Annotated in this window: 7 protein-coding genes; all 7 read left to right on the top strand. The window is 53.6% G+C overall.

The window, feature by feature from the left end:
* Positions 1-136 precede the first annotated feature (136 nt).
* The 7 genes from ACTRXD_RS22340 (at position 137) to ACTRXD_RS22310 (ending at position 11624) form a co-directional block, all read left to right on the top strand.
* The gene (locus tag ACTRXD_RS22340; RefSeq protein ID WP_442433976.1) at positions 137-1774 is read left to right on the top strand and encodes a type I restriction-modification system subunit M; all 1638 of its coding nucleotides are present in this window, start codon (positions 137-139) and stop codon (positions 1772-1774) included.
* Positions 1758-3101 (top strand): restriction endonuclease subunit S, encoded by a 1344-nt coding sequence (locus ACTRXD_RS22335; protein WP_442433975.1) that lies wholly within the window; start codon positions 1758-1760, stop codon positions 3099-3101. Before ACTRXD_RS22340 ends, ACTRXD_RS22335 begins: the two co-directional genes overlap by 17 nt.
* Complete coding sequence (locus ACTRXD_RS22330; RefSeq protein ID WP_442433974.1) at positions 3101-3817, top strand: abortive infection family protein; 717 nt, start codon at positions 3101-3103, stop codon at positions 3815-3817. Before ACTRXD_RS22335 ends, ACTRXD_RS22330 begins: the two co-directional genes overlap by 1 nt.
* Positions 3818-3958: 141 nt before the next feature.
* On the top strand, positions 3959-5023 hold the full coding sequence (locus ACTRXD_RS22325) for a DUF3644 domain-containing protein (protein WP_442433973.1): 1065 nt from the start codon (positions 3959-3961) through the stop codon (positions 5021-5023).
* A 123-nt stretch (positions 5024-5146) separates the two neighbouring features.
* Positions 5147-7276, top strand: a complete 2130-nt coding sequence (locus ACTRXD_RS22320; RefSeq protein ID WP_442433972.1) for a GmrSD restriction endonuclease domain-containing protein — start codon at positions 5147-5149, stop codon at positions 7274-7276.
* A 143-nt stretch (positions 7277-7419) separates the two neighbouring features.
* A complete protein-coding gene (gene rhuM / locus ACTRXD_RS22315; RefSeq protein WP_442433971.1) occupies positions 7420-8424 on the top strand; it encodes a RhuM family protein in 1005 nt (334 codons plus the stop codon).
* Entirely contained in the window at positions 8421-11624 is a 3204-nt protein-coding gene (locus ACTRXD_RS22310; protein WP_442433970.1) for a type I restriction endonuclease subunit R, read from the top strand. The genes rhuM and ACTRXD_RS22310 overlap by 4 nt, the downstream gene beginning before the upstream one ends.
* Positions 11625-11711 lie beyond the last annotated feature (87 nt).

Below are 11711 nucleotides of genomic sequence, written 5' to 3'. Positions count from 1 at the left end.
TTTAAATCCGCACACCAAATCTTCAGAACACCCCCCCACACCTCCGACACAATTTCATGAACAATAATTCTGTACTTTAATCGAAGTGTTGGGTATTCTCGCTTTTGAAAATAAAGGAATTTCAACCTGGCAACACATGGCACGACAAGCAAAAACAAAAAACAAAAAAGAATCAAACGGCGCGACGGTCGGCTTCGAGCAAAAGCTCTGGCAAGCCGCCGACGCGTTGCGCAACAACATGGACGCGGCGGAATACAAACACGTTGTCCTGGGTCTCATCTTCCTCAAATACATCTCCGATGCCTTCGAAGCGAAACACGACGAACTGGTGGCCCAGAAGGCGCAAGGTGCCGACCCCGAAGATCCGGACGAGTACAAAGCCGCCAGCATCTTCTGGGTACCCAAGGAAGCCCGCTGGACACATCTGAAAGCAAGCGCACCCCAGCCAACCATCGGCACGCTGGTGGACGACGCCATGAGCGCCATCGAGCGGGATAACCCTTCGCTCAAAGGGGTGTTACCCAAGGACTTCGCCCGTACAGGCCTCGACAAACAGCGACTCGGGCAGATCATCAACCTGGTGAGCGACATCGCGCTTGGCAGCACCGCCGACCGCGCCAAGGACACCTTGGGCCGCGTCTATGAATATTTTCTCTCCCGCTTCGCCAGCGCCGAAGGCAAGAGCGGCGGGCAGTTCTACACGCCATCCAGTGTCGTGCGCATCCTGGTCGGAATGCTCGCCCCATACAAGGGCCGGGTGTATGACCCCTGCTGCGGCTCGGGCGGCATGTTCGTGCAGAGCGAGAAATTCATCGAGGCACACAGCGGCAAACTCGGCGACATCTCCATCTACGGCCAGGAGTCCAACTACACCACCTGGCGACTGGCCAAAATGAATCTGGCCATCCGTGGCATCGACGCGCAGATCGCCCACGGCGACACCTTCCACAACGACAAACACCCCGATCTCAAGGCCGACTATGTCCTGGCCAATCCACCCTTCAACGACAGCGATTGGCGTGGCGACTTGTTGAAAGACGACAAGCGCTGGGTCTACGGTGTGCCGCCTTCGGGCAACGCCAACTACGCCTGGGTCCAACACTTTATCCATCATCTGTCGCCAACCGGACTCGCAGGCTTCGTACTAGCCAATGGCTCGATGTCGTCCAATCAATCAGGCGAAGGCGATATCCGCAAAGCCATCATCGAGGCCGACCTGGTGGACTGCATGGTGGCGCTTCCCGGACAACTGTTCTATTCAACACAGATCCCCGTCTGCCTCTGGTTTCTTGCCCGCAACAAAAAGAATGGAACCCGTTCGACTGGCTCAGGGCATGGATTCCGAGACCGGCGCGGCGAAACGCTCTTCATCGACGCCCGAAAAATGGGAACGCTTGTAGATCGCGTGCATCGAGAACTAACTGACGCCGACCTCGCCAAAATCGCCGGAACCTACCATACTTGGCGGGGCGACGCACAAGGAAGTTCTAGCGTCGCGAGAGGCAGGACGCCGGGAGCGGCCGACAAGGATATTGGCAAATATGAAGACATTCCCGGCTTTTGCAAAAGTGTGGCGCTCGACGACATCCGCAAACACGGGCACGTCCTTACCCCCGGCCGCTACGTCGGCGCCGAGGTGGCCGAAGAAGATGCCGAGCCCTTTGAAGAGAAGATGCTGCGGCTTGCCGCGACATTGCGCCAGCAACAAGCCGAAGCCGCCAAGCTGGACATGGCCATCGCCGCCAATCTGAAGGAACTTGGGTACGGTGAGTAAGTGGTTCGAAAAGACGATCGGCGAAGCACCAATTTTCATCGGGGATGGTAATTACTCGTCCAAATACCCGAAAAGCAGCGACTTCGTTCCAATGGGAGTGCCTTTTATCACTGCCTCGGACATGATCAACGGCCATATCAGATCCGACAACTTTCGCTACATTTCAAAGCGCCAGCATGAAGAACTGAGAAAGGGCCACTTGTGCAAAGGAGATGTAATTGTAGTCACGCGTGGCAATGGAATCGGAAACGTGGCCTTTGTTGAACAAGAATTTCACGATGCAAATATCAACGCACAATTAGTTCTTTTAAGAGCTGATGAAAAGGTATTACATAACCGTTTCTTGTATTTCTTGCTTTCAAGTAAAGAATTTAAAGAGATACTAATTCGATTCGGATCTGGATCGGCCCAACCACAGATTCCTATCAATAGCCTGGTTAAAATACCGGTGAGGTACCCTGATTATACCGAACAACGCTTCATCGCCCACATCCTTGGCACACTGGACGACAAGATCGAACTGAATCGGCGGGTGAACGAAACACTGGAGGAAATGGCGCGGGCACTCTTCAAATCCTGGTTCGTGGATTTCGATCCCGTCCGCGCCAAGGCTGAAGGCCGGGCCCCTCGCCTTCCCAAACCCCTCGCCGACCTTTTCCCCGACTCCTTCGAAGACTCCGACCTCGGCGAAATCCCAAAGGGCTGGCAGGTGGTAAGCATCGGAGAAATTGCCGATGTGGTCGATTGTCTTCACTCCAAGAAACCTGAACGTCAAGAATCAGGCATGCCCCTACTTCAACTCTGGAACATCCGGGATGATGGCCTTCTTGCCATGGAGAACACGTACTTCATCGATGAAGTTGACTATCGGAGGTGGGTTTCGCGGATGGAGGCCTCGCCAGGAGATTGCGTTATCACGAACGTAGGTCGTGTTGGTGCTGTTGCCCAAATACCAGTTGGACAAAAAGCAGCACTAGGAAGAAACATGACCGGCATTCGCTGTAAACCTTCGTTTCCATTTCCAACCGTGCTCCTTGAATGCTTGATCTCCAAAGGGATGAAAGATGAGATCAGTTTCAAGATGGACACGGGGACCATCCTTGACGCTCTCAACGTCAGGAGCATTCCTAGCCTCCGCTTTATTCGGCCGACACGGGAAATTTTAAAGACCTTTGAGCGCACGGTGCGGCCTCTGAGGGCGCAGATGGAAGTGCGCCTCCTGCAATCCCGCACCCTCGCCGCTCTGCGCGATACCCTCCTGCCCAAGCTCACCTCTGGCGAACTGCGGGTGAAGGATGCGGAGCGGTTCCTTGGAGGGCATGTGTAATGGCTTCCTCATCGCCTGCCGATGTCTTCGTGATGCATGGCGCTAGAACTGCTATCGCCGCTGGTCTGCTGCACATCAAAGAGCAGGTGAATGGCATCGAACGTGCCGTTGGGGAAAACCCCGGATTAGCCTTCGACCTTGCTAGAACTGTGGTAGAAAGTACGTGCCGCACCATATTGACCGAACGGAAGGTAGGGTATAATTCTGACGACGACCTGCCCGGACTGTTCAAAATGGTCACAACAAATCTTCCCATGTTGCCGGTCACCGCAAGCAGCGAGGCCGAGGCGCGGAAGAGTCTCATGCAGACCCTCAATGGTCTCCATACTGCGTTGCAAGGAATTTGCAAGTTGCGGAATGCCTACGGATTTGCTTCCCATGGCAGTGAAGGGACCCGACCAATAATGGAGACCGTTCAGGCCCTGCTTGCAGCGCAAGCCGCAGATGCTATCATCGGATTTCTTCATCGCATCCACCGGCAGCAGGAAAATACCCATCCAACCGAGAGGTTTGAGTATGGGGACAATGTGGAATTTAACGCCTACCTTGATGAAGCAAATGAGGAGGTTCAGATCTTTGAGCTGACCTATCGGCCGAGTGAAGTTCTTTTCGCAGTCGATCTTGACGCGTATCGTGACTTGTTGACCAATTACGAGCCAACCGATGAGGACAAGGAACCGGCGCCAATCCCGAACCTGGCTGAAGGTAGTGCTTGAGCAAAAACACTTCCTCGGATTCGAGATTGAAGACCCTAGAATGCCTTTCCTTAAAAAGTTGAGGTTCTTGGTTCTGCCCAAACCCCACCGTAGTGAGTTGTGGGTGCAAGATACGGAAAATTTCTTTAACAAGAACAGCGTATGAAACGCGAAGCAAAACTTCTCCTTGATAAGGCATGTGATTCATTGGTGCTTAGCATTGAGCTTTTTAACCGACCCAATGACCGAGGTCGAGTCAGTGGCACCCTGATCCAAATCGATCACTCCTTTGAAATGTTGCTAAAGTCGGCATTACTTCACCGCGGAGGGCGCATTCGGGAAAAGCGGGCTAAAGAAACGATAGGTTTTGACACTTGCGTACGCCGGGCGCTCAGTGATGGAACGGTCAAATTTGTAAGCGAGGAACAAGCATTGGTACTGCAAACCATAAACGGCCTGCGTGACGCAGCACAACACCATCTTCTTGATATTTCCGAAGGGCAGCTTTATGTCCACATTCAGTCTGGTGTCACTCTCTTTCGAGACCTTCTGAAAAAAGTCTTTGATGAGGCACTTGTGAGCCACCTCCCCGTGCGAATCTTGCCAGTATCGACTTCACCTCCTACAAATCTGGAAACTCTCTTCGAGTCCGAGGTTGACGAAATCAAAAAGTTGCTACGCCCCAAAAAACGTCGCCAAGTTGAAGCGATGGCAAGACTAAGACCGCTTGCAATACTGGACTCAACGATTAAGGGAGAAAAAGGCCAACCTAGCAATACTGAATTAAGAAGCCTGGGCAAGGACATAATTTCGGGTAAGTCCTGGGCCGATACATTTAAGGGAGTATCGGCGATTGAGATCAGACCAGAGGGGACAGGTCCAAATCTGTCGCTCCGTGTATCCAAGAAAGAGGGCATCCCAATTCAACTGGTTTCGGAAGGCACACCCGGAGCTTCCGTTGTAGCCGTGAAGCGAGTGAACGAACTGGATTTTTACAATTTCGGGGCAAAACAACTTGCCGAAAAGCTTCACACGTCCCTGCCAAAAGTCCTGGCAGTCGTCGAACACCTTGGGTTAAGAGCCAAGCCTGACTGCTACAAAGAATTCAAGATCGGTAGCCAGTTGTACAAGCGCTATTCACAAAAGGCATTGGGAGAAATAAAGACGGCCCTTGAAAGGGAGAGTGTGGACGACATTTGGGCAAAACGTTCTAAGAAAAAGACTTGACCGCGGGCGAAGATATGATTGAGGCCATTGTAAAAGACGCTTTCCTGCGCCACAAATTGCTGCCCAAATTCATTTGAACGAAACTACGAAGGTAAATTACTGATATATATTTGGAGGCTCCCTGTGAAAATCTCCACCATTCTCGACAAGGTTGACGAAAATCAACTCTTCGTCCCCGCGTTTCAGCGTGAATACGTCTGGAAACGGGACGATGCCAAACAGCTCATCGATTCCTTAATCAAGGAATATCCAACCGGAACCATGCTGACCTGGGAGACGGCCGATCCACCTGAATTGAAAGGCCCCCACAAATACGATGAAAAGCAGGGGGCAGTCCGCATTCTATTGGACGGTCAACAGCGGGTAACGACACTGTATATGCTGATTCGCGGGAAAATTCCTCCGTACTATACCGCCCCGGAGATTACCAACGACACGAGAGGCTTATACGTCAATATTGAGACGTTGGAGCTTTCCTATTACATGCGGAAACGGATGGATAACAATCCACTCTGGCATAACATCACCGACATCTTTCTTCGCAAAGTCCGCGCAAAGGATATTGTGCGGGAGTTGGAAAACCGGGGAGAGCCGGTCGGCCGCGAACGTGACGACCAAATTGACGACAACATGCGGGCGGTTGAGAACATCCTCAATCGCGAATTCCCGGAACAGACGATTCCCATTAAAGCCAAGATTCGTGAGGCAATCGATATTTTCTATAAAGTAAATGCCAGCGGTGTGGCGCTGACCGATGCCGAGTTGGCTTTGGCGCAAATATCCGGTTACTGGCCGCAAGCCCGGGATACATTCAAGAAAAAGCTCGCTGCTCTCGCCGAGGATGGATTTGTCTTTAAGCTGGATTTTGTCGTGTACGCACTTCTTGCCTGTCTCCACCATGTCGGATCGGAAATGCGCAAGCTCCATGGAACTGAGAATAACGACGCCGTGCGGAGCGCCTGGCAACGACTTGATGAACAGGTTCTGGATTACGTCGTCAATCTCTTGCGGACGCACGCGTATGTGGATCACACGGATGAGATCAACTCTATTTATGCCCTAATTCCGATTATTTCCTACTTCTATGACAAGAAGGGCAAGTCCCTGACCGACACAGAAATTCGGAAAATGGTCAAGTGGTTTTACTACTCGCAGATTCGGGCTCGTTATGTCAGTCAGCTTCCGCAGAAACTGGATTTCGACCTTCGAATCATTGCTGAGTCGGCCCAACCATTTGATGAGCTCTTAAATGTGATCAAGGAAGAACGCCGACTGGAGATTACCCCTGAGGAATTTGAAGGGCGATCAATCTCCCATCCCTTGTTTGGGCTGATGCGCTGGTTCCTCAAAAGTCGTGGCGCCATTTGTTTAACCACAGGGGTTGGGCTTCGCATGAATATGGGGGAAAAGTATCAACTAGAAAAAGATCACATTTTCCCCTACTCGCGCCTCAAGGAAGTGGGATATGGCAAAGGCAACCGGCTTAAATACGCATTGGCTCAGGAACTAACGAATCGTGCCATTCTTACCCAGGTTGCTAACCGGTCGAAATCTGCCACGACGGCAGCCGACTACCTTGCGGAGGTTAAACAGCGCTTTCCCAAAGCTTTAGCTTTGCAATGCATTCCTGAAAATGAAGACCTGTGGCAGAGAGACCGGTTTGAGGATTTTTTGAAGGAGCGACGACAATTACTCGCGGAAGCCCTGAACAAATTCATTGAAGGCATTACCGTTACCCTGGAAGTGGCCGCGCCCGCGCAGATTGAAGAGGTCATTTCCGAAGGCGAGAGCGATGGGTTGGAGTTCAAATCCTCCCTCCGCTGGGATTATCAACAGGGCTGCGTCAACAAGAAGCTGGAAGATGTCATTATGAAATCCGTGGCAGCCTTTGCGAATGCTGATGGCGGCACGTTGCTGATAGGCGTTGATGATTCTGGAGCAGTACTTGGTCTAGAGAACGATTATGCCTCCCTGAATGCTGATAAAGATAAATTTGAGTTACATTTGCGCAATCTCCTCAATCAGCAGCTGGGGGTCGCATTCGTGGCCAAGAAACTCGCCATCACTTTTCCTGCCTTGGAGGGTAAAGATATTTGCCAGATTGAAATCAACCAAGCCAGTGAGCCGGTGATCATTAAGCTGAAGGATAATACCGGTCAAACCGTTGAGAAATTCTTCGTACGTAGCGGGAATTCGTCACAAGAAATCCCCTTGAGCCAAATAAAGAGTTATTTGCAGGAGCGCTTCAAATAAAGGAAATCCGATAGTGCGCTTCACTGAATCCGTCGTTGAGGATGCCGCCCTGGCCTGGCTGGAAGCGTTGGGCTACGCCGTCCTGAAAGTTCTGTTGCGAGAAGCCATTGGCCCCCTTTACCAGATCTAACGGAGTACGTCCGATGCCGTCCAACGAGCCATCTGCTTCTACTCCACCCGGCGGTGAGGTTCTCCTTTACGAAGCCCCCGATGGCCAGGTGCGGGTAGACGTGCGGCTCGAACGGGAGACGGTCTGGCTGTCACTGACCCAGATGGCCGAGCTGTTCGGACGCGATAAGTCCGTGATTTCGCGGCATTTACGGACTGTGTTCGCTTCTGGGGAACTGGAGCGGGAGGCAGTTGTTGCAAAAAATGCAACAACTGCGGCAGACGGTAAGACCTACCAAGTCGAGTTCTTCAACCTCGACGCCATCCTGTCGGTCGGCTATCGGGTGAATTCCAAGCGCGGTACCCAGTTTCGCATTTGGGCCACCCGGACCCTGCGGGACCACTTGGTTCGGGGGTACACGTTTAACGAGCATCGGTTGGCCGAACGGGGCCTGTTAGAAGCCCGCCAGACTCTGGACCTTCTGGCCCGCACCCTACAAAACCAGTCGCTCGTGGACGAAACCGGTCGCGCGGTGCTGGACCTGATCGTCAGCTACGCGGACACCTGGCGGCTTCTTTTGGAATATGACGAAGATCGCCTTCCCCTGCCTCCTGGGGTTCGCCCCTCTTCTGGGGTGCTGGGTTACGACCAGGCCAGCCGTGCGATTGCTGATTTTAAAAGGGAATTGTTGGTTCGGAATGAAGCCACGCCGTTATTCGGGAACCCGCGCGGAGAAGCCTTGGATGGCATCCTCGCCAGTCTTGAGCAGACGATGTTCGGCGATGCGTTGTACCGCTCACGCGAAGAGAAGGCGGCCCATCTGCTCTACTTTATCGTCAAAGATCATCCCTTCACCGATGGCAACAAACGCATCGGCTCTTTTTTATTTCTGCTCTACCTCCGGCAAGAAGGGGTGACGCACCGGCTTACCCCAGAAGGTTTAACGGCACTCACCCTGCTTCTCGCGGAAAGCGCGTCATCAAACAAAGATTTGATGATCCGGCTGATTATCAATCTGCTGGTGGAACCAGCAACATGAAATCCTTCACCGAATCGGTTGTCGAAGACGCCGCCCTGGCCTGGCTGGAAGCGTTGGGCTATACCATCCTGCACGGCCCTGATATTGCCGCCGGAGAGCCTGCCGCCGAACGTAGCGATCCGAATTATCGCGACGTTGTTCTAGAAGACCGACTGCGGCAAGCGCTTTTGCGTTTGAATCCCGACCTGCCACACGAGGGAATTGAGGATGCCTTTCGCAAGTTGACCCGGACTGATGCTCCATCGCTGGTTGAACGCAACCGTGCCGTGCATCACATACTCGTAAACGGCGTCACGGTGGAATACCGTCGACCGGATGGATCGATTGCCGGCGCACAAGCGCAAGTCCTGGACTTTTCGGACCACCAAAACAATGACTGGCTGGCGGTGAATCAGTTCACGGTCGGCGAAGGTCAATATGTACGTCGGCCCGATGTGGTTTTGTTTGTAAATGGGCTTCCCCTCGCCGTAATCGAACTTAAAAACTCGGCTGATGAGAACGCCACCGTGTGGAAAGCATATCACCAACTTCAGACGTATCAGGCTCAGATTCCCTCGCTCTTTGCCACAAACGCAGTCCTTATTGCCTCCGACGGGATGGAGGCCCGCATTGGTTCACTGGGGGCAGGGAAGGAATGGTTTAAACCCTGGCGCACGATTTCGGGTCGGGAAGATGCCCCAGGGACATTGACACAGCTTGAGGTGCTCCTGAAGGGGGTATTCGATAAGCGCCGATTTCTCAATCTGGTGCGGCACTTTATCGTGTTCGAGGACGGGGGCGGCGGAAAACTCATCAAAAAGATGGCGGGGTACCACCAATTCCACGCAGTGAACGTGGCTGTGGAAGAAACCTTGCGGGCAGCCCGCCGCGCGGCGGCTACCAAGGAGCAGTCGGAAGAGTCCATGGGACATTATGCGGCGGGGCATCAAGCAGGCGGAGCACCGGGGGACCAACGGGTTGGTGTGGTGTGGCATACACAAGGCTCAGGCAAGAGTTTGACCATGGCGTTTTATGCGGGTCGGGTTATTCTCCACCCGGCGATGGCCAACCCGACCATTGTGGTCCTCACCGATCGCAACGACCTGGACGACCAGCTTTTCGGTACCTTCGCCCGCTGCCATGCGTTATTACGGCAGCCACCAGTGCAAGCAGAAGATCGTGCGGACCTGCGGGAGAAGCTGAAGGTCGCATCCGGGGGTGTGGTCTTTACCACCATTCAGAAGTTCTTTCCCGAAGAAAAGGGCGACCGGCATCCCGTTCTTTCAGACCGCCGCAATATCGTGGTGATTGCGGACGAGGCGCACCGCAGTCAGTATGATTTTATCGACGGCTTCGCCCGGCACATGCGCGATGCGCTGCCGAATGCCTCGTTTATTGGCTTCACCGGAACACCTATTGAGCAGACCGACGCCAACACCAGGGCCGTCTTCGGCGACTACATCAGCATCTACGACATTCAACGGGCGGTCATCGACGGCGCCACCGTCCCCATCTACTACGAGAGCCGGCTTGCTAAGTTGGTCCTCAAAGACTCCGAGCGCCCTAAGATTGACTCTGAATTCGAAGAAGCCACCGAAGGGGAAGAAGTCGACCGCAAGGAAAAACTCAAGACGAAGTGGGCGCAGCTCGAAGCCGTGGTGGGATCGGAAAACCGGATTAAGTTGATTGCGCGAGATCTCGTAGAGCATTTTGAGACACGGCTTGAGGCCATGGCGGGGAAGGCCATGGTGGTCTGCATGAGCCGCCGGATCTGTGTTGAGCTATACCGCGAAATTTCCGCATTACGCCCTTCGTGGCATGGGGACGATGCAGGAGGAAGTGCAGGTGTCGCGGGAGGCACGATGCCGGGAGCGATCGCCGATGAAAAGGGAATCATGAAAGTCATTATGACCGGGTCGGCCTCCGATCCGCTGGAATGGCAAGGCCATATCCGCAATAAAAAACGCCGCGAGGACATGGCGCTCCGGTTTCGAAATCCGAAGGACCCTTTTCAAATTGTGATCGTGCGGGATATGTGGCTAACGGGCTTCGATGCGCCCAGTCTGCACACGATGTTCGTGGACAAGCCCATGCGCGGCCACGGACTGATGCAGGCTATCGCGCGGGTCAACCGCGTGTTCAAAGAAAAGCCCGGTGGGCTCGTGGTGGATTACCTCGGCCTGGCCGATGAGCTAAAAAAGGCCCTTGCGACGTACACGGAAAGCGGCGGCACCGGAAAAACGGCTCTGGATCAAACCGAGGCTGTAGCGGCGTTGGTCAAGCACTATGAGATTTGTTGTGGTCTCTTCCACGGCTTCGACTGGTCGGCCTGGACCAACGGGAAACCACAGGCTCGCCTGTCCGTGTTGCCTCAGGCGCAGGAGCATATTCTGGCCCAGGATGACGGGAAGGCCAGGCTCCTTCGGGTGGTGACAGACCTCTCTCAAGCCTTCGCGCTCGCCGTCCCGCACGAGGAGGCCCTGCGTCTTCGCGACGACGTGAGTTTCTTTCAGACCGTGCGCGCAGTATTGGCCAAGAACACCCCTAGCGAACACAAGACGGATGAAGATCTTGACCACGCCATCCGGCAAATTATTTCGAAGTCCGTGATGTCCGATGAAGTCATCGACATTTTTTCTGCGGCCGGACTCAAGAAACCTGACATATCGATTCTTTCCGACGAGTTCCTGGCTGAGATGCGTGGGATGCCGCAGCGGAATCTGGCGGTCGAATTACTCCAGAAACTCCTAAAGGGAGAGATTAAGACCCGCTCGCGTCGCAACGTCGTTCAGGCCCGCTCGTTCGCCGAACTGCTGGAGCAGTCGGTACGGAAATATCAGAACCGGGCGATTGCGACGGCGCAGGTGATTGAAGAACTCATCGCGCTAGCAAAAAAAATCCGCGCCGCCAGTGCGCGTGGGGAAAAGCTCGGGCTTTCCGAGGATGAGGTAGCTTTTTACGATGCGCTGGGAACCAACGATAGCGCCGTCCAGGTTCTGGGCGATGACACGCTTCGCATGATTGCCCGCGAGTTGGTCGCCACGGTGAAGAAAAACGTCACGATCGACTGGACCCTTCGCGAAAATGTCCAGGCACAACTGCGCGTGCTGGTGAAACGTATTCTACGCAAATACGGCTACCCTCCCGATAAGCAGGAGCAAGCCACAAAAACGGTACTCGAACAAGCCGAGGTGTTATGCCCGGAGTGGGCGACGGCATAACGGCTGCTATGCCTTCTGTAGAGATTCCCAAAAGTAAAAAGAAAAAATTTTCACTAAACCATTTTTTATGTGAAAGGACGTGAAAGG

This window comes from Nitrospira sp. T9 (assembly GCF_052156535.1).
GTDB lineage: Bacteria > Nitrospirota > Nitrospiria > Nitrospirales > UBA8639 > Nitrospira_E.
Note: the sequence above shows the minus strand (reverse complement) of the source record. Positions and strands in the feature narration are given on the sequence as shown.